Genomic DNA, 24,432 nt, shown 5'->3' with positions numbered 1-24,432 from the left:
CAATGGAACACGTGCCCGCGCTCGACGAAGACCTCAAGAAGACCCTCGGCCCCGCCACCGCGAAGGTGCTCGCCGAGCAGCTCGGCCTGCACACGGCCCTGGACCTGCTCCACCACTATCCGCGCCGCTACGCCGAGCGCGGCGAGCTGACCTCGCTCGCCGACCTCGCCGACCAGATCGACGAGCACGTCACCGTCGTCGCCCAGGTCGCCGACGCCCGCGTCCTGGCCTTCAACGGGGGCCGCGGCAAACGGCTGGAGGTCACCATCACCGACGGCAGCGGCCGCCTCCAGCTGGTCTTCTTCGGCGCGGGCGTCCACAAGCCGCACAAGGAACTCCTGCCGGGCAGCCGCGCGATGTTCGCCGGCAAGGTCTCCCGCTTCAACCACAAGCTCCAGCTCGCCCACCCCGCGTACGAGCCCCTCGGCGCCGACGCCTCCGACCGGGACGCCGCCACCGCCTTCGCCAATCAGCTCATCCCGATCTACCCGGCCTGCGCCAAGCTGGAGTCCTGGAAGATCGCCAAATGCGTGGACGCCGTCCTGCCCCGGGCCCAGGAGGTCCTCGACCCCCTCCCGCCCGCCCTGCGCGACGGCCGCGGACTGGTCCCGCTCACCGAGGCCCTCCTCAAGATCCACCGCCCGGCCACCAAGGCCGACATCGAGGACGCCCGGCGACGCCTGAAGTGGGACGAGGCATTCGTCCTCCAGGTCGCCCTCGCCCGCCGCCGGCACGCCGACTCCCAGCTCCCGGCCGTCCCCCGCCGCGCCACCCCCGGCGGTCTCCTCGACGCCTTCGACGCCAAGCTGCCCTTCACCCTCACCGAAGGCCAGGACAAGGTCTCCCAGGAGATCTTCGACGACCTGGCCACCAGCCACCCCATGCACCGACTCCTCCAGGGCGAGGTCGGCTCCGGCAAGACCATGGTCGCCCTGCGGGCCATGCTCGCCGTCGTCGACTCCGGCGGCCAGGCCGCGATGCTCGCCCCCACCGAGGTCCTCGCCCAGCAGCACCACCGCTCCATCACCGAGATGATGGGCGAGCTCGCCGAAGGCGGCATGCTCGGCGGCTCCGACCAGGGCACCAAGGTGGTCCTGCTCACCGGCTCCATGGGCACCGCCGCCCGCCGCCAGGCCCTGCTCGACCTGGTCACCGGCGAGGCCGGGATCGTCATCGGCACCCACGCCCTGATCGAGGACAAGGTCCAGTTCCACGACCTCGGCCTGGTCGTCGTCGACGAACAGCACCGCTTCGGCGTCGAACAGCGCGACGCCCTGCGCTCCAAGGGAAAGCAGCCGCCGCACCTGCTGGTCATGACCGCCACCCCCATCCCGCGCACCGTCGCCATGACCGTCTTCGGCGACCTGGAGACCTCCGTCCTCGACCAGCTGCCCGCCGGCCGTTCCCCGATCGCCACCCACGTGGTGCCCGCCAAGGACAAACCGCACTTCCTCGCGCGCGCCTGGGAGCGGGTCCGCGAAGAGGTCGAGGGCGGCCACCAGGCGTACGTGGTCTGCCCCCGGATCGGAGACGGCGAGGACGACCCGAAGAAGGACGCGAAGAAGAAGGGCTCCCCGGAGGACGAGGCCGAGAAGCGGCCGCCCCTGGCCGTCCTGGACATCGCCGAGCAGCTGCGCCGCGGACCCCTCGCCGGACTCTCCGTCGAGGTCCTGCACGGCCGGATGGACCCCGCCGACAAGGACGACGTCATGCGCCGGTTCGCCGCCGGCGAGGTCAAGGTGCTGGTCGCCACCACCGTCATCGAGGTCGGGGTGAACGTCCCCAACTCCACCGTCATGGTGATCATGGACGCCGACCGCTTCGGCGTCTCCCAGCTCCACCAGCTGCGCGGCCGCGTCGGCCGCGGCTCCGCCCCCGGACTGTGCCTGCTGGTCAGCGAGATGCACGAGGCCAGCCCCGCCCGCGCCCGCCTCGCCGCCGTCGCCGCCACCCTCGACGGCTTCGAACTCTCCCGGATCGACCTCGAACAGCGCCGCGAGGGCGACGTCCTGGGCCAGGCCCAGTCCGGCGTCCGCTCCTCGCTGCGGATGCTCGCCGTCATCGAGGACGAGGAGGTCATCGCCGAGGCCCGCGAGGAGGCCGCCCGGGTCGTCGCCGCCGACCCCGCACTGGAGCAGCTGCCCGGGCTGCGCACCGCCCTCGACGCCCTGCTGGACACCGAGCGCGAGCAGTACCTGGAGAAGGGCTGAGCGCCACGACCTATGGTGGGAGGCCAGAACGGAAGGCCCGGCCTTCCCCCACCGCCGCAGAGAAGGACCCCAGATGACCCGCGTGATCGCCGGCACCGCCGGCGGCCGGCGGCTGACCGTGCCGCCCGGCACCGGCACCCGCCCGACCTCCGACCGGATGCGCGAAGGGCTCTTCTCCACCTGGGAGTCCCTCCACGGCGTGCCGGACTCCCGGGTCCTCGACCTCTACGGCGGCTCCGGCGCCGTCGGCCTGGAGGCCCTCTCCCGGGGCGCCGCCCACACCCTGCTGGTCGAGGCCGACACCAAGGCCGCCCAGGCCATCCGGGAGAACATCAAGACCCTGGGCCTGCCCGGCGCCGAGTTCCGGGCTGGCAAGGCCGAGCAGATCGTGGCGTCCCCCGCGCCCGGGGACCCGTACGACATCGTCTTCCTGGACCCCCCGTACGCCGTCGGACACGAGGAGCTCGGCGAGATCCTCCTCACACTCCGCGCCAATGGCTGGCTCACCGACGACGCCCTCGTCACCGTGGAGCGCAGCACCAGGAGCGGACCGTTCCCGTGGCCCGAGGGGTTCGAGCCGCTGCGCTCGCGCAAGTACGGCGAGGGCACCCTTTGGTACGGTCGCGCCGCTTCCACCAGCGAAGACTCATGAACGAGGGAGTTCAGTTGCGCCGCGCGGTCTGTCCGGGGTCCTTCGATCCCATCCACAACGGACACCTGGACGTCATCGGACGCGCCTCCAGGCTGTACGACGTCGTGCACGTCGCCGTGATGATCAACCGGTCGAAGCAGGGCCTGTTCACCGTCGAGGAACGGATCGAGATGATCCGCGAGGCGACCGCCGGCTACGGCAACGTCGAGGTCGAGTCCTTCCACGGCCTGCTCGTCGACTTCTGCAAGGAGCGGGACATCCCGGCCATCGTCAAGGGCCTGCGCGCGGTCAGCGACTTCGACTACGAGCTCCAGATGGCCCAGATGAACATGGGCCTGTCCGGCGTCGAGACCCTGTTCGTCCCCACCATCCCGACGTACAGCTTCCTGTCCTCCTCGCTGGTCAAGGAGGTCGCCGCCTGGGGCGGCGACGTCGCCCACCTCCTGCCCGAGCACGTCCACGCGGCGCTGATCGAACGGCTGCGCGCCAAGTGAGCCGGCGCCGGGGCTGAGGTTGCCCCGACCCGTCCCGCGCGTCCCCCCGGTGGCTCTACAGTCGTCCCGTCAGTCCGAGGCGAAGAGAGCGCGAGCCCCCATGGACGTACAGAAGAAGCTGGACGAGATCGTCGCGGCCGTCAGCGGCGCCCGGTCGATGCCCATGTCGGCCTCCTGCGTGGTCAACCGCGCGGAGCTCCTCGCCCGGCTCGAAGAGGTACGCCAGGCCCTCCCGGGCTCGCTCGCGCAGGCCCGGGACCTGATCGGCGGCCGCGACCAGATGGTCGAGGAGGCCCGCCGGGAGGCGGACCGCATCATCGAGTCCGCGCACGCCCAGCGCGGCTCCCTGATCTCCGACACCGAGATCGCGCGCCGCTCCCAGGAGGAGGCGGACCGGATCCTGGCCGACGCCCGCCGGGAGGCCGCCGAGATCCGGGCCGAGGCCGACGACTACGTGGACAGCAAGCTCGCCAACTTCGAGGTGGTCCTCAGCAAGACCATCGGCGCCGTGGACCGCGGCCGCGAGAAGCTGCTGGGCCGCGGCCCGGGCCTGGACGACCGGGGCTTCGACGACAGCGGCGCCCCGGAGCCCAGCCCCGACCCGCAGGCCCGGCGCGAGCAGGCGGACGCCTACGTGGACACCAAGCTGGCCACCGTCGAGGCGGTGCTCGCCAAGACCCTGGAGGCCGTCGGCCGGGGCCGCCAGAAGCTCTTGGGCCGGGTGCCCACCGATGACCTCGGGGCGCACATGGCCGCCCAGGACGCCGCCGGCGACCGCTCCACCCGGCCGTCGAGCGACGCGGAGTTCCTGGCCGGACTGGCCGAGCCGGAGCCGCCGTCGATCCCCGCCCAGGCCGCCCCGGTCTACGACGGCTACGCCGCCGCGGCCTACGCCGCCCCCTACCCGCAGCAGCAGGACGGCTACGCCTACCAGGACCCCTACGCGGGCTACCCGCAGCAGCAGCTGGACCCCTACGGCGGCGGCTACGCCCAGCAGACCGACCCGTACGCGGCCTACCAGCAGCCGGGGCAGTCCCAGCAGTCCCAGCACACGCAGCAGCCCCAGCCCGCCCAGCACCCGCAGCAGCCCGCACTCGACGAGACCAGCTTCTTCGACACGAGCATGATCAACCTGGAGCAGCTGCGCCAGTACGAGCAGGGGCGCTAGCCCGGATTGGGCTCTGAGCGAAGCGGCGGGTATCCTGGCTCTTCGGTCGCGCGTATGCACCGCGATCCATGCTGCCCGTGAGCAGCGGAATGTGTTGATCTTCAGCGATCTGTGAAAGCAGGAACGGCCCTGAACACCCGCCTCGACCACCGCAACCCCCTCGTGTTCGACACGCACGAGCTGGGTCGGCGTCCTGGTGCCATGCAGCGGCTGTCCCGTGAGATCGAGGCGCCGGCGGACTTCGGTCTCGTCGACGTCATCGGGGTACCGGAAGGCGCCCCGGTGAAGATCCAGCTCCGCCTGGAGTCGGTCATGGAAGGGGTGCTTGTCACAGGCACCGTCCGTGCGCAGGCCGTGGGGGAGTGCGTAAGGTGTCTGGAGACCGTCGAGCGCGAGCTCAAGACGGACTTCCAGGAGATGTTCTCGTACCCTGACGCCGACGACCGGGGCCGCAGCAAGGCGGAGCCGGCCGACGACGCCGAGGACGACGAGGACATGCTCTTTCTCGAGGACGGCTTGTTCGACCTCGAACCCGTGCTGCGTGACGCGGTGGTGCTCGCACTGCCGATGCAGCCGGTGTGCCGGGAGGACTGTCTCGGACTGTGCCCCGAATGCGGGGTCAGCCTGAACGACGACCCGGACCACCACCACGACGCCGTCGACATCCGTTGGGCGGCATTGCAGGAACTCGTCGTGACCGATCAGGACGACGAGAAGGACAACATGAGCGGCACTGCATCTGACGGAGTTCAGAGCGCCGCCGAGAAGCAGGAGAAGTAGCCGTGGCTGTTCCGAAGCGGAAGATGTCGCGCAGCAACACGCGCCACCGCCGGTCGCAGTGGAAGGCTGCGGTCCCCACCCTGGTTTCGTGCGAGCGTTGCCAGGAGCCGAAGCTCCAGCACATCGCGTGCCCGAGCTGCGGCACCTACAACAAGCGCCAGGTCCTCGAGGTCTGAGCGGCTGGTGAGAGGCGCAATGTCTGAGCTGTCCCACGCTGAGAAGCAGGCAGACAGTAACAACGCGGCCTCGTCCCACACGCTTCTGGAAGGGCGGCTCGGGTACCAACTCGAGTCCGCCCTTCTGGTGCGTGCGCTGACCCACCGTTCGTACGCGTACGAGAACGGCGGTCTGCCCACCAACGAACGGCTGGAGTTCCTCGGGGACTCCGTGCTGGGCCTGGTGGTCACCGACACGCTGTACACCACCCACCCCGACCTGCCCGAAGGCCAGCTGGCCAAACTGCGGGCCGCGGTGGTCAACTCGCGCGCACTGGCGGAGGTCGGCCGCGGCCTCGACCTCGGTTCCTTCATCCGGCTCGGCCGGGGCGAAGAGGGCACGGGCGGCCGGGACAAGGCATCCATCCTCGCCGACACCCTGGAAGCGGTGATCGGCGCGGTCTACCTCGACAAGGGCCTCGACGCGGCCTCGGAGCTGGTCCACCGGCTCTTCGACCCGCTCATCGAGAAGTCCTCCAACCTCGGCGCCGGCCTGGACTGGAAGACCAGCCTCCAGGAGCTCACGGCGGCCGAAGGTCTCGGAGTACCCGAGTACCTGGTCACCGAGACGGGTCCGGACCACGAGAAGACCTTCACCGCTGCCGCCCGCGTCGGTGGTGTCTCGTACGGCACCGGCACCGGCCGCAGCAAGAAGGAAGCGGAACAGCAGGCGGCCGAGTCCGCGTGGCGCGGGATCCGCGCCGCCGCGGACGAGCGGAAGGCCGCGGAAGCGGCGTCCGCCGCGGCGCCGGCCGAGTCCGGCGGTGAGCCGGCTTCCGCCGGTCCGGCCGCCACGGCCTGACCGGCGCTTCCTTCGGGTACGTCCCGCCCGCCCCTGCCACCGGCAGGGGCGGGCGGTCCCGTTTCCGGGCGGGGCCGTTGCGCGGACGGGCCGCCGGGTAGGCTCGCGGCAGAGCCGGACGCCCCCGCCGCCGCGTCCCGCGAACGCCCGCTTTCCCTCCGGAGGAACACCGTGCCCGAGCTGCCCGAAGTCGAAGTGGTGCGGCGCGGCCTGGAACGCTGGGTGGCCGGGCGGACCGTCGCCGCGGTGGAGGTGCTCCACCCCAGGGCCGTCCGCCGCCACCTCGCGGGCGGGGCCGACTTCGCCGCGCGCCTGGCGGGCGCGACCATCGGGGTCCCGCACCGGCGCGGCAAGTACCTGTGGCTGCCGCTGGAGGGCCGGGACCTGTCCGTCCTCGGGCACCTCGGGATGAGCGGGCAGCTGCTGGTGCAGCCGGCCGCCGCCCCCGACGAGAAGCACCTGCGCATCCGGGTCCGCTTCGCCGACGACGCCGGGACCGAGCTGCGCTTCGTCGACCAGCGGACCTTCGGCGGGCTCTCGCTGCACGAGGTCGCCCCCGGCAGCGAGGAGGGGCTGCCGGACGTCATCGCGCACATCGCCCGCGACCCCCTGGACCCCCTCTTCGACGAGGGCGCCTACCACCTGGCCCTGCGCGCCCGGCGGACCACCCTCAAGCGGGCCCTGCTCGACCAGTCGCTGATCAGCGGGGTGGGCAACATCTACGCCGACGAGGCCCTGTGGCGCGCGCGGCTGCACTACGAACGCCCGACGGCCACCCTCACCCGGCCCCGGAGCACCGAACTCCTCACCCATGTGCGGGAGGTCATGAACGCCGCGCTCGCCGTCGGCGGGACCAGCTTCGACAGCCTCTACGTCAACGTGAACGGCGAGTCGGGCTACTTCGACCGCTCCCTGGACGCCTACGGGCGCGAGGGCGAGCCCTGCCGCCGCTGCGGTACGCCGATGCGGCGGCGGGCCTGGATGAACCGGTCCAGCTACTTCTGCCCGCGCTGTCAGAGGCCGCCGCGCGCGCTGTCGTAGGACTGCCGCGAGGCGAGGACCTCGTCCATGCTGGCCTCCACGAAGTGGATCAGCGCGAGCAGGCGGTCGGCCACCTCGCGGCCGAGGGGGGTCAGCTCGTAGTCGACGCGGGGCGGGTTGGTCGGCTGGGCCTCGCGCGTGACGATGCCGTCGCGCTCCAGGGCGTGCAGGGTCTGGGAGAGCATCTTCTCGCTCACGCCCTCGACCCGGCGGCGCAGCTCGTTGAAGCGCAGGGGCCCGTCGCGCAGGGCTCCCACGGTGAGGCTGCCCCAGCGGCCGGTGACGTGCTCCAGGGTCTCCCGGGACGGGCAGGTGCGCGCGAAGGCGTCGAACGGCAGGTCGGCCGTGGCGCCGCCGGCGCAGACGTCGTTACAGACAGGGGTCTCCATACGTCCAGCGTACCCCCGGGTAGCGCTAACCATCCGCTTGCGCTTTCTAAAAGTTAGTGCTTCTCTGGGGGTGTCGCACCGCGGCGTCCGCGGCGCACCGAACAGCCCCCTAGGAGTACAGCCATGTCTGCCACCATCCCCGCCCCCGTCGTCTCGGTCGCCTACCACTCGGGTTACGGCCACACCGCCGTCGTCGCCGAGGCCGTACGGGCCGGCGCCGCCGCGGCCGGTGCGATCGTGCACGTCGTCAAGGTGGACGAGATCACCGACGCCGAGTGGGAACTCCTCGACGCCTCCGACGCGATCGTCTTCGGCTCGCCCACCTACATGGGCACCGCCTCCGGCGCCTTCCACGTCTTCGCCGAGGCCACCTCGAAGCGCTGGTTCGGCGACGCCTGGCGGGACAAGGTGGCGGCCGGCTTCACCAACTCCGCCTCCAAGTCCGGCGACAAGCTCAACACCCTCCAGTACTTCCAGATGCTGGCCTCGCAGCACGGCATGAGCTGGGTGAACCTCGGCCTGAAGCCGGGCTGGAACTCCTCCACCGGCAGCGAGTACGACCTCAACCGCCTCGGCTTCTCCTCCGGCGCGGCCGCCCAGAGCAACGCGGACGAGGGCCCGGAGGCCGTGCACAAGGCGGACATCGCCACCGCCGAGCACCTCGGCCGGCGGGTCGCCGAGCACACCCGCGTGGTCATCGCGGGCCGGGCGGCCCTGGCGGCGGCCGCGGTCTGACCGCGCCGGGGGGCCGCGAGGACCCGGAAGGGTCCAGCGGGGTTCCGGCGGGGTCTAGAAGCCGAAGTCCTGGGTCCACCAGGGGCCGCCGGAGCCGAAGTAGACGCCCACGCCGAGGGTGCGGAATTCGCAGTTGAGGATGTTCGCGCGGTGGCCCGGGCTGTTCATCCAGGACTCCATCACCGTCTTGGCGTCACCCTGGCCGCGCGCGATGTTCTCGCCGCCCATCCCGGATATCCCGGCGTTCTGCGCCCGCTGCCAGGGGGTGTTGCCGTCCGGGTCGGTGTGGTCGAAGAAGCCCCGTACGGCCATGTCCTTGCTGAAGGCGGCGGCCAGCGCGGCCAGCGGCGGGTTCGCGCGGACCGCGACGCAGCCGGCCTGGGCGCGCTCCTGGTTGACCAGGGCCAGGACCTCCGCCTCCGCGGACGGGTTCGCCACCCCGGCCGACGGCGGCTTGGGCGCCACGGGCTTGGGCGCCGCGGGCTTGGGGGCGGGTGCGGCCGCCTTCGGGGGCTGCGGGGCGCTCGTCTTCTCCGGCTTCTCCGGCGCGCCGGAGGAGGCCGAGGCGGAGGGAGTGGGCGTCGGCGTCGGCGTGGGGGACGGCGAGGCCGACGGGCTGGGGGAGGCGGAGGGGGTGCCCGTGCCGCGACCGGGGGAGGCGTGGTCGGACAGGTTGGCCAGGCCGCCCCGCTCCAGCCCCCGCTCCGGGCTCGGGGTGTGCTGGACGCGGGCCTCGCTCCGGTCGGAGGAGCCCGTGCCGACGTACGGGAAGGAACCGCCGACCGGGACGAACCCGGTCGTGACGGCCGCCGTGCCGAGCACCACGGCCACGGACACGCCGAGCAGGCCGGTGCGCACGGCGGTGCGCCGGGCACCGCGGCGCGGCGCGGCGTGGAGTCGGTGGCGTCCCATCGGTCGCGGCCCTTCTTTGCAAGATCAAACGTTGCTCACCCGAACGGGTGAGTCATTGGTGGGGGACTGTAGCCCATGCCGCAACCGGGCCGGTGGGATCAAGGAGCCCCCGGCACCGTTAGCGTTCTTGTATGGATGAAGACGTACGCATGACCGCCTGGGTGCGCGGTCGTGTACAGGGAGTGGGCTTCCGCTGGTTCACCAGGGCCAATGCTCTGGAGATCGGAGGGCTGGCCGGCTTCGCGCTCAACCTCGACGACGGCCGGGTGCAGGTGGTGGCCGAAGGTCAACGTGAGAATTGCCACCGGCTGCTCGACTGGCTCCGCGAGGGCGACACGCCCGGCCGCGTCGACGGTGTGACGGAGATATGGGGCACACCGCGCGGCGGCTACGACGGGTTCGAAATCCGTTGATCTATCGACCGATCATGGACTGATCAGACCTCCGGACCGTCCGCACCCGGTCGGATCTGCGCATTCGCCGTCGAGCCGTTGCCGTCGGCGGCGAACCGTGGAAGGCTCGGAGACGAGGATGATCTCCACGCCCCCTCCGAGGGCCGGGCCGCCCGCCGATACGGGGCGTGATCGTGTTGACCGTCAAACTTTTTGGTGAGACGCTGGAAGCCCCGCGCACCTGAGCTGTTTGGCAGTGCTGGCAGTCAACCGGCGTGAGCAAGAGAACAAGGCGCAGTGACGGACAGTCGCTGCCGGACATCGCGGGTGCGATTCCCTCACGACCCACACCGCTTCGGTCGGTCACTCAATGTGGAGGACCATCCATCATGGCAAAGGCGCTTCTCGGTTACGTCGGCGGCTCCGACCCGCGACTCCTCGCCGAGATGCGACGGCTTCAGCAGCGCGTCCAGGACCTTGAGTCCGAACTCGGACGGATCCAGTCCGAGAACGACGCGCTGACCGCGGCCGCCGCTCAGCACGGGGACTCGCTGCTCGGTAGCAGCATGGACCTCGACGTATCCCAGGCGGAGCCTGCGCTCACCTGACCCTCGACCCACCCGTCGTACGACTCCAGCCCCGGCACGATCTGCGAGGGCCCCGCTTGATCTGCAAGGGACGCTTCGGCGTCCCTTCTTTCTTGCGGGCGCCCTGACGTCTGATCTGCCCGGCACCTTCATGGGCGAAACCGGACATGGGAGGTAGAGTCCGGCGGCGTGCACCTCAAGTCCCTGACCCTGCGTGGCTTCAAGTCCTTCGCCTCCGCCACCACCCTCCGCTTCGAGCCGGGCATCACCTGTGTCGTGGGCCCCAACGGTTCGGGCAAGTCCAACGTGGTGGACGCGCTGTCCTGGGTCATGGGGGAGCAGGGGGCCAAGTCCCTGCGCGGCGGCAAGATGGAAGACGTCATCTTCGCCGGGACGACGGGCCGGCCGCCGCTCGGCCGCGCCGAGGTCTCCCTCACGATCGACAACTCCGACGGGGCCCTCCCCATCGAGTACGCCGAGGTCACCCTCACGCGGATCATGTTCCGCGGCGGCAGCAGCGAGTACCAGATCAACGGGGACACCTGCCGGCTCCTCGACATCCAGGAACTCCTCTCCGACTCCGGCATCGGCCGCGAGATGCACGTCATCGTCGGGCAGGGGCAGCTCGACTCCGTCCTGCACGCCGACCCGATGGGCCGCCGCGCCTTCATCGAGGAGGCCGCCGGCGTCCTCAAGCACCGCAGGCGCAAGGAGAAGGCGCTGCGCAAGCTCGACGCGATGCAGGCCAACCTCGCGCGGGTGCAGGACCTGACCGACGAGCTGCGTCGGCAGCTCAAGCCCCTCGGGCGGCAGGCGGCCGTCGCCCGCCGGGCCGCCGTCATCCAGGCGGACCTGCGGGACGCGCGGCTGCGGCTGCTCGCCGACGACCTCGTCGCGCTGCGGGCCGCGCTGGACGCGGAGATCGCCGACGAGGCCGCCCTGAAGGAGCGCAAGGAGTCCGCCGAGCGGGCCCTCGCGGAGGCGCTGCGCCGCGAGGGCGAGCTGGAGGAAGCCGTACGGGGGCTCGCGCCCCGGCTCCAGCGGGCCCAGCAGACCTGGCACGAGCTCGCGCAGCTGGCCGAGCGGGTACGCGGCACCGAGTCGCTGGCGCTGGCACGGGTCAAGAGCGCGTCGGCGCCGGTGGAGGAGGAACGGCGCGGCCGGGACCCCGAGGACATGGAACGGGAGGCCGCCCGCATCCGGGAGCAGGAGGCCGAGCTGACGGCCGCCCTCGAAGCCTCCGAGCGGGCCCTGGAGGACACCGCCGCGCACCGGGCCGAGCTGGAGCGGGCCCTGGCGGAGGAGGAACGGCGGCTGCGGGACGCCGCACGGGCCGTCGCCGACCGGCGCGAGGAGCTGGCCCGGCTGACCGGGCGGCTGGGCGCGGCCCGGTCCCGGGCGGGGGCGGCCCAGTCGGAGGTCGAGCGGCTGGTGGCGGCCCTGGACGGGGCGCGGGCCCGGGCCGAGGGGGCGCGGGAGGAGTACGAGGCGCTGGCCGAGGAGGTCGGCGCTCTGGAGGAGCCCTCCGCGCAGGAGGGGGAGTACGAGGCGGCGCGGGCCGGGCTGGAGGAGGCGGAGGCCCGGCTGGGCGCCGCCCGAGAGGCGCGGACCGCGGCGGAACGCTCCCGCGCGGCCGTCTCCGCGCGGCGGGACGCGCTGGCGCTGGGGCTGCGGCGCAAGGACGGCACCGGGGCGCTGCTCGCGGTGCGGGAGCGGTTGGCGGGGGTGCTGGGGCCCGCGGCGGAGCGGGTGTCGGTGGAGCCGGGGTTCGAGGCCGCGGTGGCCGCCGCCCTGGGCTCCGCCGCGGATGCGGTGGCCGTCGCCTCGCCGGGGGCGGCGGCCACCGCCCTGCGCCACCTGCGCACCACGGACGCGGGCCGCGCCACCCTGCTGATCACCCCGCCCCACCCGACCGTCCCGGCCCCGGCCGTCCCGCTCACGGGCGCCGGGGTGCACGGGCCCGCTGGGCCGGGCTCGGCCCCCGAGGCCGGGGCGCGGGGGCCGGCGGGGCCGGACGCGCTGGGCTCCGCCACGGAGGCCGGGGCGCAGGTGGCGGTCCTCGGGGAGGCTGTCGGGCGGGAGGCTGCCCGGTTCGTGCGGGGGGATGCTGCTGTGGTGCGGGCCCTGGCCTGGGTGTTGCGGGGGTATGTGGTCGTCGGGTCTCTGGAGGAGGCCGAGGAGCTGGTGGCGGCGCGGCCCGAGGTGGTGGCCGTGACCGTCGAGGGGGACGTGCTCGGGGCGCACCTCGCGCACGGGGGGTCCGCCGGGGCGCCCAGTCTCATCGAGGTCCAGGCCGCCGTGGACGAGGCCGACGGTGAGCTGGAGCGGCTGGAGCGGGAGTGCCGGGAGCTGGCTCTGGCGGAGGAGAGCGCCCGGGACAGCCGGGCCGGCGCCGCCGCACGCGTCGAGGAGCTCGGCGAGCTGCGGCGGGCCGGGGAACAGGCGCGGGCCGGGGTGGCCCAGCAGCTCGGGCGGCTCGCCGGGCAGGCGAAGGCGGCCCTCGGCGAGGCCGAGCGCGGCGCCCTGGCCGTGGCCACCGCCGAGGAGTCGCTGGAGCGCGCGCGGGCCGACGTCGAGGAGTGCGAGGAGCGGCTCGCCGCCGTCGAGGAGCTGCCGGCCGCAGACGAGCCCGACACGTCCGTACGGGACCGCCTCTCCGCCGACGGGGCCAACGCGCGGCAGACCGAGATGGAGGCCCGCCTCCAGCTGCGCACGCACGAGGAGCGGGTCAAGGGCCTGGCCGGCCGGGCGGACGCCCTCGACCGGGCCGCCCGGGCCGAACGCGAGGCGCGGGCACGTGCCGAACGGCGCCGGCAGCGGATGCGGTACGAGGCCGGGGTCGCCCGGGCCGTCGCCGACGGGGCCCGGCAGCTGCTGGCGCACCTGGAGGTGTCCGTCGGCCGGGCGGAGCAGGAGCGTACGGCCGCCGAGGAGGCCAAGGCCCTGCGCGAGCGGGAGCTCGGCGAGGCCCGCAGCCGGGGCCGCGACCTCAAGGGCGAGCTCGACAAGCTCACCGACTCCGTCCACCGCGGCGAGGTGCTCGGCGCCGAGAAGCGGCTGCGCATCGAACAGCTGGAGACCCGCGCCCTGGAGGAGCTCGGCGTCGAGCCGGCCGCGCTCGTCGCGGAGTACGGGCCCGACCAGCCGGTGCCGCCGTCCCCGCCGGCCGACGGCGAGGTGCTCCCCGAGGACCCCGACCACCCCCGCAACCGGCCCGGTCCCTTCGACCGGGCCCGGCAGGAGAAGCGGCTGAAGGCCGCCGAGCGCGCCTACCAGCAGCTCGGCAAGGTCAACCCGCTCGCCCTGGAGGAGTTCGCGGCCCTGGAGGAGCGCCACCAGTTCCTCAGCACCCAGCTGGAGGACCTGAGGAAGACGCGCGCCGACCTGCTTCAAGTGGTGAAGGAGGTCGATCAGCGAGTCGAACAGGTCTTCACGGAGGCGTACCGGGACACCGCCCGCGAGTTCGAAGGGGTGTTCTCGCGGCTGTTCCCCGGCGGCGAGGGCCGCCTGGTCCTCACGGATCCGGACGACATGCTGGCCACCGGCGTGGACGTCGAGGCGCGCCCGCCGGGCAAGAAGGTCAAGCGGCTGTCCCTGCTCTCCGGCGGCGAGCGGTCCCTGACGGCCGTGGCCCTGCTGGTCTCCATCTTCAAGGCGAGGCCCAGCCCGTTCTACGTGATGGACGAGGTCGAGGCGGCCCTGGACGACACCAACCTCCAGCGGCTGATCCGGATCATGGAGGAGCTCCAGGAGAGCTCCCAGCTGATCGTCATCACCCATCAGAAGCGGACCATGGAGGTCGCGGACGCCCTCTACGGCGTGTCCATGCAGGGCGACGGGGTGTCCAAGGTGATCAGTCAGCGTCTCCGTTGAGATTGATCATTTAAGAAATGAAGTCAATGCCGATGACTTGAAGTTCATCTTGGCTGCAAAGGAGGTATTGACTTCAGGAAATGAACACATAAGCTCTGGGCTGTCTCCCGGCTCCGGGTGGTGCCCGATCTTGTCCTGTGCGCCACTAGGAGATACGGACAGAACCCCCCACGGAGCTCACCTTGACCAGCAGCACAGCGCAGTCTGCGGAGTCGGGCGGCAGCGGCAACGCGGCCCACCCCGACCACCTCGGCCACGTCATCTTCATCACCGCGGCCGCCGCCATGGGCGGATTCCTCTTCGGTTACGACAGCTCCGTGATCAACGGCGCCGTCGAAGCCATCCGCGACCGCTTCGACATCGGCTCCGGCGCGCTCGCCCAGGTGATCGCCGCCGCGCTGATCGGCTGCGCCATCGGCGCCGCCACCGCGGGCCGGATCGCCGACCGGATCGGCCGTATCCGCTGCATGCAGATCGCGGCCGCCCTGTTCACCGCGAGCGCCGTCGGCTCGGCCCTGCCGTTCGCCCTCTGGGACCTCGCCTTCTGGCGCGTGGTCGGCGGCTTCGGCATCGGCATGGCCTCCGTCATCGGCCCCGCCTACATCGCCGAGGTCTCCCCGCCCGCCTACCGCGGCCGGCTCGCCTCCTTCCAGCAGGCCGCGATCGTCATCGGCATCGCCGTCTCGCAGCTGGTCAACTGGGGCATCCTGAACCTCGCCGACGGCGACCAGCGCGGCAAGATCGGCGGCCTGGAAGCCTGGCAGTGGATGCTCGGCGTGATGGTCATCCCCGCCGTGCTCTACGGGCTGATGTCCTTCGTCATCCCGGAGTCCCCGCGCTTCCTGATCTCCGCCGGCCGCTCCGTCGAGGCCCGCAAGGTGCTCGCCGAGGTCGAGGGCCAGAGTGTCGACCTCGACGCCCGGGTGGCCGAGATCGAGTCGGCCATGCGCTCCGAGCACAAGTCCACCTTCAAGGACCTGCGCGGCGGCCGCTTCGGCCTGCTGCCCATCGTCTGGATCGGCATCGGCCTGTCGGTCTTCCAGCAGCTCGTCGGCATCAACGTGATCTTCTACTACAGCTCCTCGCTGTGGCAGTCCGTGGGCATCGACCCGACCAGCTCGTTCCTGTACTCGTTCACCACGTCGATCATCAACATCATCGGCACGGTGATCGCGATGATCTTCGTCGACCGCATCGGCCGCAAGCCGCTCGCGCTGATCGGCTCGGTGGGCATGGCGCTCTCGCTCGGCCTGTGCGCCTGGGCGTTCTCGTACAAGACCGACGTCGCCGGCCAGATCTCCATGCCCGAGACCCAGGGCACCGTCGCGCTGATCGCCGCCCACACCTTCGTCCTCTTCTTCGCCCTGTCCTGGGGCGTGGTGGTCTGGGTCCTGCTCGGCGAGATGTTCCCCAACCGCATCCGGGCCGCCGCACTCGGTCTGGCCGCGGCCGCCCAGTGGGTCGCCAACTGGCTCATCACCGTGACGTTCCCGACCCTGTCGGACTGGAACCTCTCCGGGGCGTACGTCATCTACACGGTCTTCGCCGTGCTCTCGATCCCCTTCATCCTCAAGTGGGTGCCGGAGACCAAGGGCAAGGCGTTGGAGGAGATGGGGTAACCAACCCCGCCACCACCCCTCCCCTCCGCGGTGCTGCCCCGGCTCAGTCCCTGAGCCGGGGCAGCACCCGTTCGCACAGCAGCCGCAGGCTGCGCCACGCCTCCTCCAGCGGCATCCCGCCGCACAGCGGGTGCAGCACGAGGTTCCCCGCGTCGCCCGCCTCCCGGGCGTGGTCCACCGCCTCCTGCGGGGAGAGGATCCGGTAGACCCCCTCCGCCCGCAGCTCCTCCACCGTGCGGGCACCGGAGCGGACCGCCGAGCGGATGTCCTTGGACTGCCACGAGGCGTACGTCTCCGCCTCGTGCAGGAAGTGCTCCCCGTACAGGGCCCACGCCCGGTCCGGGTCCTCGGCCACGTGCAGCAGCGGCGTCCGCTCCGCCGGCATCATGCAGAAGCCCTCGGTGCCGTACTCGGCGAGCCGCTCCCGGTAGTACGCCTCCAGCTCCGGCAGATGGGCGCTCGGGAAGAACGGCAGCCCCAGCCGGGCCGCCCGCCGCGCCGCCGCCTTCGAACTGCCGCCGACCAGCAGCATCGGGTGCGGCCGGCTGAAGGGCACCGGCGTCACCTTCACCGTGCGGCCCCGGAAGGGGAACGGCTCGCCGGTCCACGCCTTCAGCAGGGTCTCCAGCAGCTCGTCCTGGAGCCTGCCGCGCCGCCCCCACTCCACCCCGTGCTGCTCGTACTCCTGCGGCCGGTAGCCGATGCCCGCCACCGTGATCAGCCGGCCGCCGCCGATCAGGTCCAGCACGGCGATGTCCTCGGCCACCTTCAGCGGGTCGTGCAGCGGGCCGATGATCGCCGAGACCGTGACCGTGATCCGCCGGGTGGCGCCCAGCACCGCGCCCGCGAACGCGAAGGGGGAGGGCAGCCAGTGGTTGTCCGTCCCGTGGTGCTCCTCCGTCTGCACGGTGTCGATCCCGTGCTCGTCGGCGTAGCGGGCCATCTCCACCGCCGCCTGGTAGCGGGCGGCCAGACGCTCGGGGGTGCCGTGGGGGTCGACGAGGTTGAAGCGGGCCACGGTGATGGGCATGGAGGGGTTCCCCTTCGCCGGATGCGGTCGGGCGGGCGAAGGGGGAGGCTAGCTGACGGGGCGTCAGTTGGACAGGGCCGCGGCCGGCTCGCGCTCGCCGCCGGGCTCCCCGGCCGCCGGAGCGGGGGAGGGGTCGCGCGGCAGTACGGCGTACAGCGCGGCGGAGGTGAGGATGCCGGCCACCCAGCCCAGGCCGTTCTCGCCGATCCACGTCGTGGCGAGCGGCCCGGTGAACCAGTCCACCCGGGTGAACAGCGTGCCCACCACCAGGGCCGCCCCCCAGGCCGTCATGGCCTGCCAGGCGAAGCCGCCCCGGTACCAGTAGGCGCTGGTGCGCGTGGTGTCCAGCAGCGCGGCGCCGTCGTAGGAGGTGCGGCGCAGCATGTCCACGCCGAACACCCCGATCCACGCGGAGAAGGCCACGGCCAGCAGCGTCAGGAAGGAGATGAAGGAGCCGAAGAAGCTGGTGGCGACCACCATCAGCAGGAACCCGAAGACCAGGCTGATGACGGCGTTGACGCTGACCGCCCAGGCGCGCGGCACCCTGATGCCGAGGGTCTGCGCGGTGAAGCCCGCGGAGTACATCGACATCGAGTTGATCAGCAGCATGCCGAGAAGGGCGATCAGCAGGTACGGGACCGCGATCCAGACCGGCAGCAGCTCACCGATGAACGAGACCGGGTCCTGGGCGCTGGCCAGGTCCGGCGTGCCGACGGCCATCACCGCGCCCATCAGCACCATCGGCAGCACCACGACCCCGGCGCCGCCGATCGTCGCCCCGACCACGCCCCGGGAGGAGGCCGTACGGGGCAGGTAGCGGGTGAAGTCCGGGCCGGAGGGCACCCAGCTGATACCGCCGGCGGCGATGGTCCCGATGCCCGCGATCATCATCGCCGTGGATCCGGCCGGCTTGCCGAAGACGGCGGACCAGTCGGTGGTGAAGAGCAGATAGCCGAGGACGAGCACGCTGAAGCCGCCGAAGAGGTACGTCGACCAGGTCGAGCAGACCCGCAGCGCCTTGATCCCCAGGCCCGACACGACGAAGGTGCAGCCCACGAAGAACAGCAGGGTGACGACGATCAGCGCCGTGTTGCTCTTGATCCCGAAGAGCAGGTCGAGCACGGTCAGGGCGGCGTAGGCGCCGCTGACCGCGTTGATCGTCTCCCACCCCCAGCGCGCCACCCAGATCAGTGCCCCCGGGAAGAGGTTCCCGCGCTGGCCGAAGACGGCCCGGGAGAGCGCCATGCCGGGCGCGCCACCGCGCTTGCCCGCGAGGGATATCAGCCCGACCAGGCCGTACGAGACGACCGGCGCGGCCACCGCGACGACCAGCACCTGCCAGATGTTGAGCTTGTTGAAGATCACCAGGCCCGCGCCCATGGTGAGCAGCAGCACACTGATGTTCGCGGCCACCCAGGTGGGCACGAGCTCGCGGACCCGGCCGCCGCGTTCGCCGTCCGGCACGGGCTCCAGGCCGCGGCTCTCGACCGCGCCGGCGACGGCCTTCTCTTCAGCAGGCATGAGTACTCCGTGGAAGCGGGGGAGAGGGAGTCCGGGGCGCAGCCCTGGGGACAATCCGCCCATCATCGTAGAAGTGGCGTGAAGACCACAAATGGCGGAGTGATGTCCCCGGGGAACCCACGGGGTCCGGGGGCGACGGCGGCCCGTGGCCGATACTGGGGTGGTTATGGAAATCCTGATCCTTGCTGTAGTCATCGCCCTGGTCGCGGTCGGCGCGGTCAGCGGGCTCGTGGTCAGCAGCCGCAAGAAGAAGCAGCTGCCCCCCACGGCACCGCCGAGCACGCCGACCATCACTGCCCCGCCTGCCGAACCGCAGGTGGGGGAGGACGCCGTAGAGACGGCGGAAGAGCCGCGCCGCACCATCGAGGAGGTCGGGCTCCCGGAGGCCGAGGCTCCGGTCGAGGCGCCGGCTGTGGAGCCCGAGGCCCCGGCCGCGCCCGAGATCGAGGTGCCCGAGCCCACCGCCGGCCGCCTGGTCCGGCTGCGCGCCCGGCTCGCCCGTTCGCAGAACGCCCTCGGCAAGGGCCTGCTCACGCTGCTCTCGCGCGAGCACCTCGACGAGGAGACCTGGGAGGAGATCGAGGAGACCCTCCTGATCGCCGACGTCGGCGTCGCCCCCACCCAGGAGCTGGTGGAGCGGCTGCGCGAGCGGGTCAAGGTGCTCGGCACCCGTACCCCGGCCGAGCTGCGCGCCCTGCTGAAGGAGGAGCTGGTCGCCCTCGTCGGCACCGACTTCGACCGCGCCGTGAAGACCGAGAGCGGCGTGGACACCCCGGCCGTCGTGATGGTCGTCGGCGTCAACGGCACCGGCAAGACCACCACCACCGGCAAGCTCGCCCGGGTGCTCGTCGCCGACGGCCGCAGCGTGGTCCTCGGCGCCGCCGACACCTTCCGCGCCGCCGCCGCCGACCAGCTGCAGACCTGGGGCGAGCGCGTCGGCGCCCGTACCGTACGCGGCCCCGAGGGCGGCGACCCCGCCTCGATCGCCTACGACGCGGTCAAGGAGGGCATCGCCGAGGGCGCCGACGTCGTCCTCATCGACACCGCCGGCCGTCTGCACACCAAGACCGGCCTCATGGACGAGCTCGGCAAGGTCAAGCGCGTCGTGGAGAAGCACGGCCCGCTGGACGAGGTCCTGCTGGTCCTCGACGCCACCACCGGCCAGAACGGCCTGACCCAGGCGCGCGTGTTCGCCGAGGTCGTGGACATCACTGGCATCGTGCTCACCAAGCTCGACGGCACCGCCAAGGGCGGCATCGTCATCGCCGTCCAGCGCGAGCTGGGCGTCCCGGTCAAGCTCATCGGCCTCGGTGAGGGCGCGGACGACCTGGCCCCCTTCGAGCCGGAGGCGTTCGTGGACGCCCTGATCGGCGACTGAGCGCCCGGCAGCCGCCGACGCGGACGAGTGCCCCCGCACCCCGGAATCCCGGGACGCGGGGGCACTGCTCTGTGCGGGGACGGGCTTACGGGCCTACGGGCGCGGCGGCGTCAGCGCCGGAAGCGGTGGCAGGTGTAGGCGAGGGTGCCCAGCAGCAGCCGGGCCTGCGGGGGGCCGCCCGCACTGTCCAGCGCGGGCCGGCGCAGCCAGGCGGCCGGCCCGAGGCCCGCGTGGTCGGACGGCGGGGCGGTCAGGAAGGCCCCGTGGCCCAGGGCGCGCAGGTCGAGGTCGGCGTCGTCCCAGCCCATCCGGTACAGCAGCTCCGGCAGCTCGGCCGCCGCGCCGGGGGCCACGAAGAACTGCGCCCGGCCGTCGGGGGTGAGCGTCACCGGTCCCAGCGGCAGGCCCATCCGCTCCATACGGACCAGGGCGCGCCGCCCCGCCTCCGCGGAGACCTCGATGACGTCGAAGGAGCGGCCCACCGGAAGCAGGATCGCCGCGCCCGGATACTCGCCCCAGATCGCGGTGACCGCGTCCAGGGTGGCCCCGCCGGGGACGGTGGGAGCGAAGTCCAGCGGATGCGCCCCCGGCGTGAGGCAGTTCGTATGACCGCAGGAACAGTCGCGGGCCGGAGCCGCGGCACGGGCGCCGGGGACCGCGTCCCAGCCCCACAGGCCGGTGTACTCCGCCACCGTCGTGCACTCCGCGGTGCGGCCGCGGCGCCGGACGCCGGAACGGAATTCCTTGGTGCCGCGGCTGCCGCCGATCGTGAAGCCCATGCCCATGCCCCCTCCAACGGGTCGGACGCGCCGGTGGTTACGACGTCGGCGAGACCTCTCGGCGGCCGGGTGGAGCACGCCGTCCACCGAGTCCGCCCGGCGCACTCCCCGCCGCGCACGCCCCGGCGCGCTCCCGTCCAACCGTTCCGTTTCGCCTTCCTGTCAAGTGAATCGCGCCTGGCCGGTGGCGAGTTCATTCGAAGGGGTGGCGAATGGTGGCGATTCACCGGCCGACGTCGCCGGACGGGTGATCGTAGGATTACTTTCGGTAGCTCGAACCCCGGCGGCAGGTCATCCGTGGGTATGCCGGAGGCAATGTGTGGAGGACCTGTGAAGGTCCCCGGCGGCAGCGGCCGGACCGGCCAGGGTTTCGTAGGAGAGACGATGCGGATGGGGGCGTTCCAGTGACCGGCAGCGGTGCGAGCGCAGCGAGCGGGGAGTCAGCCGACCGCAACGAACAGCTGACCTCCTGGTTCGTCCGCAGCGGCTGGTCCAAGGGCGAGCTCGCCCGCCAGGTCAACCGCCGGGCCCGTCAGATGGGCGCCCACCACATCAGCACCGACACCTCCCGCGTACGCCGCTGGCTCGACGGCGAACAGCCCCGCGAGCCCGTACCGCGCATCCTCTCCGAGCTCTTCTCCGAACGCTTCGGCGCCGTCGTCGCCATCGAGCAGCTCGGCCTGCGCAGCGCCCACCAGACGCCCTCCGTCTCCGGTGTCGACCTGCCCTGGGCGGGTCCCCAGACCGTCGAGCTGCTCAGCGAGTTCTCCCGCAGCGACCTCATGCTGGCCCGCCGCGGCTTCCTCGGGACCTCCCTCGCCCTGTCCGCCGGCCCCGCCCTCATCGAGCCCATGCAGCGCTGGCTGGTCCCGGCTCCGGCCGCCGACCCCTCGGCGCGCGAGGCGGCGGCCCCCTCCGGCTACCGGCCGTCCCGGCTCTCCGACCCCGAGCTCGACCTCCTCGAAGCCACCACCGTGATGTTCCGCCAGTGGGACGCCCAGTGCGGCGGCGGACTGCGCCGCAAGGCCGTCGTCGGCCAGCTCCACGAGGTCACCGACCTGCTCCAGGAGAACCACCCGGCCCCCGTCATGAAGCGGCTCTTCAAGGTGGCCGCCGAACTGGCCGAACTCGCCGGCTGGATGAGCTACGACGTCGGCCTGCACCCCACCGCCCAGAAGTACTTCGTCCTCGCGCTGCACGCGGCGAAGGAGGCCGGGGACAAGCCGCTGGGCTCGTACATCCTCTCCGGCATGAGCCGTCAGATGATCCACCTCGGCCGCCCCGAGGACGCCCTGGAACTCATCCACCTCGCCCAGTACGGCAGCCGCGACTGCGCCGGACCCCGCACCCAGGCCATGCTCTACGCCATGGAGGCCCGCGCCTACGCCAACATGGGCCAGCCCAGCCGTTGCAAGCGGGCCGTGCGCATGGCCGAGGACACCTTCGGCGATGTCGGCTTCGGCGGCGACGAACCCGAACCGGACTGGATCCGCTTCTTCTCCGAGGCCGAGCTCAACGGCGAGAACTCCCACTCCTACCGGGACCTGGCCTACGTCGCCGGCCGCAGCCCCACGTACGCCTCCCTCGCCGAACCCGTCATGGAACGGGCCGTCGAGCTCTTCGCCAAGGACGGGGAGCACCAGCGCTCCTACGCCCTCAACCTCATCGGCATGGCCACCGTCCACCTGCTCCAGCGCGAACCCGAGCAGGCGGCCGTCCTCGTCGACCAGGCCCTCGACGTGGCGCGAAAGGTACGCTCCGAGCGGGTGAACACCCGGCTCCGCAAGACCGTCGACACCGCCGCCCGTGAATACGGCGACGTCGCGGAGGTGGTCCGGCTGACCGACCTCCTCGCCTCCCGCCTCCCCGAGGCCGCCGAGGCCGTCTGAGCACGCCCGGGAGGGCGGGCGCGCGCCTGACGTGCGCCCGGCCCGCACCTGACCCCCGCCTGACACGGACCGGACCCGTACCTCACCGGTTCATTCAGGCGTAACACGCCCGACCTCTTCGTCATCGGGGCGAAACACCGAGCGGCGCCGCCGGAAACCGGCCTGCGCGAACCTCAGGGCCAATGAAGGGCCGTTAACCGGCCAGCCCTGACCGCCGCCGCTCAGGTCCCCCACGGTCGCCCGCACGCGAACGTACCGACGACGAGGAGACGCCGATGGCATCAGCCATCACGACCCTCGCGGCAGACGCCCCGACCCTGTCTGCCGCGAACACCGGGTTCATGCTCATCTGCTCCGCCCTGGTCATGCTGATGACCCCGGGACTCGCCTTCTTCTACGGAGGCATGGTCCGCGTCAAGAGCAGCCTCAACATGCTGATGATGAGCTTCGTCAGCCTCGGGATCGTCACGGTCCTGTGGGTGCTCTACGGCTTCAGCCTCGCCTTCGGCGGCGACCTCGGCTCCGTCATCGGCTGGAACTCCGACTACGTCGGCCTCAGCGGCATCGGCCTCACCGAACTGTGGGACGGCTACACCATCCCCGTGTACGTCTTCGCCGTCTTCCAGCTGATGTTCGCGGTCATCACCCCCGCCCTGATCAGCGGCGCCCTCGCCGACCGCGTCAAGTTCAGCGCCTGGGTGCTCTTCACCGCCCTGTGGGTCACCGTCGTCTACTTCCCCGTCGCCCACTGGGTCTGGGGCACCGGCGGCTGGCTGTTCAAGCTCGGCGTCATCGACTTCGCCGGCGGCACCGCCGTCCACATCAACGCCGGCGCCGCCGCCTTCGGCGTCATCCTCGTCATCGGCAAGCGCGTCGGCTTCAAGAAGGACCCGATGCGCCCGCACAGCCTCCCGCTGGTCATGCTCGGCGCCGGCCTGCTCTGGTTCGGCTGGTTCGGCTTCAACGCAGGGTCCTGGCTCGGCAACGACGACGGGGTCGGCGCCGTCATGTTCATCAACACCCAGGTCGCCGCGGCCGCCGCCATGCTCGCCTGGCTCGGCTACGAGAAGCTGCGCCACGGCTCCTTCACCACCCTCGGCGCCGCCTCCGGCGCCGTCGCCGGACTCGTCGCCATCACCCCCGCCGGCGGCTCCGTCAGCCCGCTCGGCGCGATCGCCGTCGGCGCCATCGCCGGTGTGCTGTGCGCCATGGCCGTGGGCCTGAAGTACCGGTTCGGCTACGACGACTCCCTCGACGTGGTCGGCGTCCACCTCGTCGGCGGCGTCGCGGGCTCCCTCCTCGTCGGCCTCTTCGCCACCGGCGGCGTCCAGTCCGACGCCAAGGGCCTGTTCTACGGCGGCGGCTTCGACCAGCTCGGCAAGCAGGCCGTCGGCGTCTTCTCCGTCCTCGCCTACTCCCTGGTCGTATCGGCGATCCTGGCCTTCCTCATCGACAAGACCATCGGGATGCGGGTCGCCGAGGACGTCGAGGTCTCCGGCATCGACCAGGCCGAGCACGCCGAGACCGCCTACGACTTCAGCGGCGCCGGCGGCGGGATCTCGTCACGCACCACCGCCTCCCCCGCCCCCGTGGCCGCCGCGAACAAGAAGGTCGACGCATGAAGCTGATCACCGCCATCGTCAAGCCGTACAAGCTCGACGACATCAAGGAAGCCCTCCACGCCTTCGGGATCCAGGGCCTGACCGTCTCCGAGGCCAGCGGGTACGGCCGCCAGCGCGGCCACACCGAGGTCTACCGGGGCGCCGAGTACACCGTGGACCTCGTACCGAAGATCCGCATCGAGGTGCTCGCGGAGGACGACGAGGCCGAGGAGCTCATCAACGTCATCGTCAGCGCCGCCCGCACCGAGAAGATCGGCGACGGCAAGGTGTGGAGCGTCCCCGTGGACTCGGTCGTCCGGGTCCGCACCGGCGAGCGCGGCGCCGACGCCCTCTAGACGGGAGCT

General features: G+C 72.0%; 22 protein-coding genes. 17 read left to right on the top strand and 5 right to left on the bottom strand.

The annotated features are described in order from the left end of the window. Positions 1 to 2: 2 nt before the first annotated feature. From recG to mutM, 8 genes are all read left to right on the top strand, one after another. The gene (recG, locus tag ABZ716_RS00640) at positions 3 to 2,210 is read left to right on the top strand and encodes an ATP-dependent DNA helicase RecG (protein WP_358955492.1); all 2,208 of its coding nucleotides are present in this window, start codon (positions 3 to 5) and stop codon (positions 2,208 to 2,210) included. A 73-nt stretch (positions 2,211 to 2,283) separates the two neighbouring features. Then, on the top strand, positions 2,284 to 2,862 hold the full coding sequence (rsmD, locus tag ABZ716_RS00635) for a 16S rRNA (guanine(966)-N(2))-methyltransferase RsmD (protein ID WP_358812248.1): 579 nt from the start codon (positions 2,284 to 2,286) through the stop codon (positions 2,860 to 2,862). 14 nt (positions 2,863 to 2,876) lie between these two features. Then, positions 2,877 to 3,356: a pantetheine-phosphate adenylyltransferase gene (coaD, locus tag ABZ716_RS00630; protein WP_358812333.1), complete on the top strand. Its 480-nt coding sequence runs from the start codon at positions 2,877 to 2,879 to the stop codon at positions 3,354 to 3,356. Positions 3,357 to 3,456: 100 nt separating this feature from the next. Next, positions 3,457 to 4,524: a cell division initiation protein gene (locus tag ABZ716_RS00625; RefSeq protein ID WP_358955490.1), complete on the top strand. Its 1,068-nt coding sequence runs from the start codon at positions 3,457 to 3,459 to the stop codon at positions 4,522 to 4,524. 111 nt (positions 4,525 to 4,635) lie between these two features. Next, on the top strand, positions 4,636 to 5,304 hold the full coding sequence (locus tag ABZ716_RS00620; protein ID WP_358812250.1) for a DUF177 domain-containing protein: 669 nt from the start codon (positions 4,636 to 4,638) through the stop codon (positions 5,302 to 5,304). A gap of 2 nt (positions 5,305 to 5,306) precedes the next feature. Further along, positions 5,307 to 5,480, top strand: coding sequence for a 50S ribosomal protein L32 (gene rpmF / locus ABZ716_RS00615; RefSeq protein ID WP_003965982.1), 174 nt, complete (start codon positions 5,307 to 5,309; stop codon positions 5,478 to 5,480). Positions 5,481 to 5,499: 19 nt separating this feature from the next. After that, the gene (gene rnc / locus ABZ716_RS00610) at positions 5,500 to 6,321 is read left to right on the top strand and encodes a ribonuclease III (protein WP_351884139.1); all 822 of its coding nucleotides are present in this window, start codon (positions 5,500 to 5,502) and stop codon (positions 6,319 to 6,321) included. Positions 6,322 to 6,492: 171 nt separating this feature from the next. After that, positions 6,493 to 7,362, top strand: coding sequence for a bifunctional DNA-formamidopyrimidine glycosylase/DNA-(apurinic or apyrimidinic site) lyase (mutM, locus tag ABZ716_RS00605; RefSeq protein WP_358812251.1), 870 nt, complete (start codon positions 6,493 to 6,495; stop codon positions 7,360 to 7,362). Here the strand turns inward: mutM and ABZ716_RS00600 are convergent. Next, positions 7,335 to 7,751 carry a helix-turn-helix domain-containing protein gene (locus ABZ716_RS00600; RefSeq protein ID WP_358812252.1) on the bottom strand — a complete coding sequence of 139 codons (417 nt, stop codon included), beginning with the start codon at positions 7,749 to 7,751 and terminating at the stop codon, positions 7,335 to 7,337. The genes mutM and ABZ716_RS00600 overlap by 28 nt on opposite strands. Before the next feature lie 123 nt (positions 7,752 to 7,874). Between ABZ716_RS00600 and ABZ716_RS00595 the strand changes: the two genes are divergently transcribed. Beyond that, positions 7,875 to 8,486 (top strand): flavodoxin family protein, encoded by a 612-nt coding sequence (locus tag ABZ716_RS00595; protein ID WP_358812253.1) that lies wholly within the window; start codon positions 7,875 to 7,877, stop codon positions 8,484 to 8,486. A gap of 54 nt (positions 8,487 to 8,540) precedes the next feature. Here ABZ716_RS00595 and ABZ716_RS00590 read toward each other — a convergent pair whose 3' ends face one another. Further along, positions 8,541 to 9,398 (bottom strand): CAP domain-containing protein, encoded by an 858-nt coding sequence (locus ABZ716_RS00590; protein ID WP_358955487.1) that lies wholly within the window; start codon positions 9,396 to 9,398, stop codon positions 8,541 to 8,543. A gap of 131 nt (positions 9,399 to 9,529) precedes the next feature. Between ABZ716_RS00590 and ABZ716_RS00585 the strand changes: the two genes are divergently transcribed. The 4 genes from ABZ716_RS00585 to ABZ716_RS00570 all read left to right on the top strand — a co-directional run bounded on the left by ABZ716_RS00585 (position 9,530) and on the right by ABZ716_RS00570 (position 15,869). Further along, positions 9,530 to 9,811 (top strand): acylphosphatase, encoded by a 282-nt coding sequence (locus ABZ716_RS00585; protein WP_358812255.1) that lies wholly within the window; start codon positions 9,530 to 9,532, stop codon positions 9,809 to 9,811. Positions 9,812 to 10,179: 368 nt separating this feature from the next. After that, complete coding sequence (locus ABZ716_RS00580) at positions 10,180 to 10,398, top strand: hypothetical protein (RefSeq protein ID WP_351884127.1); 219 nt, start codon at positions 10,180 to 10,182, stop codon at positions 10,396 to 10,398. 168 nt (positions 10,399 to 10,566) lie between these two features. Further along, positions 10,567 to 14,250: an AAA family ATPase gene (locus tag ABZ716_RS00575; RefSeq protein ID WP_358955485.1), complete on the top strand. Its 3,684-nt coding sequence runs from the start codon at positions 10,567 to 10,569 to the stop codon at positions 14,248 to 14,250. A 182-nt stretch (positions 14,251 to 14,432) separates the two neighbouring features. Then, the gene (locus ABZ716_RS00570) at positions 14,433 to 15,869 is read left to right on the top strand and encodes a sugar porter family MFS transporter (RefSeq protein WP_358812257.1); all 1,437 of its coding nucleotides are present in this window, start codon (positions 14,433 to 14,435) and stop codon (positions 15,867 to 15,869) included. A gap of 43 nt (positions 15,870 to 15,912) precedes the next feature. Here ABZ716_RS00570 and ABZ716_RS00565 read toward each other — a convergent pair whose 3' ends face one another. Together ABZ716_RS00565 and ABZ716_RS00560 are read right to left on the bottom strand one after the other, a co-directional pair. Next, the gene (locus ABZ716_RS00565) at positions 15,913 to 16,899 is read right to left on the bottom strand and encodes an LLM class flavin-dependent oxidoreductase (RefSeq protein WP_358955482.1); all 987 of its coding nucleotides are present in this window, start codon (positions 16,897 to 16,899) and stop codon (positions 15,913 to 15,915) included. 63 nt (positions 16,900 to 16,962) lie between these two features. Continuing rightward, a complete protein-coding gene (locus ABZ716_RS00560; protein WP_358955480.1) occupies positions 16,963 to 18,420 on the bottom strand; it encodes a cytosine permease in 1,458 nt (485 codons plus the stop codon). A gap of 166 nt (positions 18,421 to 18,586) precedes the next feature. Here ABZ716_RS00560 and ftsY point away from each other — a divergent pair, with 166 nt between their 5' ends. Next, positions 18,587 to 19,798, top strand: coding sequence for a signal recognition particle-docking protein FtsY (ftsY, locus tag ABZ716_RS00555; protein WP_358955477.1), 1,212 nt, complete (start codon positions 18,587 to 18,589; stop codon positions 19,796 to 19,798). A 110-nt stretch (positions 19,799 to 19,908) separates the two neighbouring features. Here ftsY and ABZ716_RS00550 read toward each other — a convergent pair whose 3' ends face one another. Beyond that, on the bottom strand, positions 19,909 to 20,577 hold the full coding sequence (locus ABZ716_RS00550) for a bifunctional DNA primase/polymerase (RefSeq protein ID WP_358812261.1): 669 nt from the start codon (positions 20,575 to 20,577) through the stop codon (positions 19,909 to 19,911). 404 nt (positions 20,578 to 20,981) lie between these two features. On the opposite strand from ABZ716_RS00550, the gene ABZ716_RS00545 reads away from it, so the two are divergent. The 3 genes from ABZ716_RS00545 (at position 20,982) to ABZ716_RS00535 (ending at position 24,423) form a co-directional block, all read left to right on the top strand. After that, a complete protein-coding gene (locus ABZ716_RS00545; RefSeq protein ID WP_351884113.1) occupies positions 20,982 to 22,466 on the top strand; it encodes a hypothetical protein in 1,485 nt (494 codons plus the stop codon). A 275-nt stretch (positions 22,467 to 22,741) separates the two neighbouring features. Then, positions 22,742 to 24,088, top strand: a complete 1,347-nt coding sequence (locus tag ABZ716_RS00540) for an ammonium transporter (protein WP_358812262.1) — start codon at positions 22,742 to 22,744, stop codon at positions 24,086 to 24,088. Next, positions 24,085 to 24,423 carry a P-II family nitrogen regulator gene (locus tag ABZ716_RS00535; protein WP_351884109.1) on the top strand — a complete coding sequence of 113 codons (339 nt, stop codon included), beginning with the start codon at positions 24,085 to 24,087 and terminating at the stop codon, positions 24,421 to 24,423. The genes ABZ716_RS00540 and ABZ716_RS00535 overlap by 4 nt, the downstream gene beginning before the upstream one ends. The last annotated feature ends 9 nt before the right edge of the window (positions 24,424 to 24,432 follow it).

It is taken from the genome of Streptomyces sp. NPDC006687 (assembly GCF_040636215.1).
Lineage (GTDB): Bacteria > Actinomycetota > Actinomycetes > Streptomycetales > Streptomycetaceae > Streptomyces.
Note: the sequence above shows the minus strand (reverse complement) of the source record. Positions and strands in the feature narration are given on the sequence as shown.

Excerpts from the sequence above, each read along its gene's own strand:
- recG (WP_358955492.1), top strand. The coding sequence starts at position 3 with ATGGAACACGTGCCCGCGCTCGACGAAGACCTCAAGAAGACCCTCGGC.
- rsmD (WP_358812248.1), top strand. The coding sequence starts at position 2,284 with ATGACCCGCGTGATCGCCGGCACCGCCGGCGGCCGGCGGCTGACCGTG.
- ABZ716_RS00625 (WP_358955490.1), top strand. The coding sequence starts at position 3,457 with ATGGACGTACAGAAGAAGCTGGACGAGATCGTCGCGGCCGTCAGCGGC.
- rnc (WP_351884139.1), top strand. The coding sequence starts at position 5,500 with ATGTCTGAGCTGTCCCACGCTGAGAAGCAGGCAGACAGTAACAACGCG.
- ABZ716_RS00600 (WP_358812252.1), bottom strand. The coding sequence starts at position 7,751 with ATGGAGACCCCTGTCTGTAACGACGTCTGCGCCGGCGGCGCCACGGCC.
- ABZ716_RS00595 (WP_358812253.1), top strand. The coding sequence starts at position 7,875 with ATGTCTGCCACCATCCCCGCCCCCGTCGTCTCGGTCGCCTACCACTCG.
- ABZ716_RS00590 (WP_358955487.1), bottom strand. The coding sequence starts at position 9,398 with ATGGGACGCCACCGACTCCACGCCGCGCCGCGCCGCGGTGCCCGGCGC.
- ABZ716_RS00585 (WP_358812255.1), top strand. The coding sequence starts at position 9,530 with ATGGATGAAGACGTACGCATGACCGCCTGGGTGCGCGGTCGTGTACAG.
- ABZ716_RS00580 (WP_351884127.1), top strand. The coding sequence starts at position 10,180 with ATGGCAAAGGCGCTTCTCGGTTACGTCGGCGGCTCCGACCCGCGACTC.
- ABZ716_RS00565 (WP_358955482.1), bottom strand. The coding sequence starts at position 16,899 with ATGCCCATCACCGTGGCCCGCTTCAACCTCGTCGACCCCCACGGCACC.
- ABZ716_RS00560 (WP_358955480.1), bottom strand. The coding sequence starts at position 18,420 with ATGCCTGCTGAAGAGAAGGCCGTCGCCGGCGCGGTCGAGAGCCGCGGC.
- ftsY (WP_358955477.1), top strand. The coding sequence starts at position 18,587 with ATGGAAATCCTGATCCTTGCTGTAGTCATCGCCCTGGTCGCGGTCGGC.
- ABZ716_RS00550 (WP_358812261.1), bottom strand. The coding sequence starts at position 20,577 with ATGGGCTTCACGATCGGCGGCAGCCGCGGCACCAAGGAATTCCGTTCC.
- ABZ716_RS00540 (WP_358812262.1), top strand. The coding sequence starts at position 22,742 with ATGGCATCAGCCATCACGACCCTCGCGGCAGACGCCCCGACCCTGTCT.
- ABZ716_RS00535 (WP_351884109.1), top strand. The coding sequence starts at position 24,085 with ATGAAGCTGATCACCGCCATCGTCAAGCCGTACAAGCTCGACGACATC.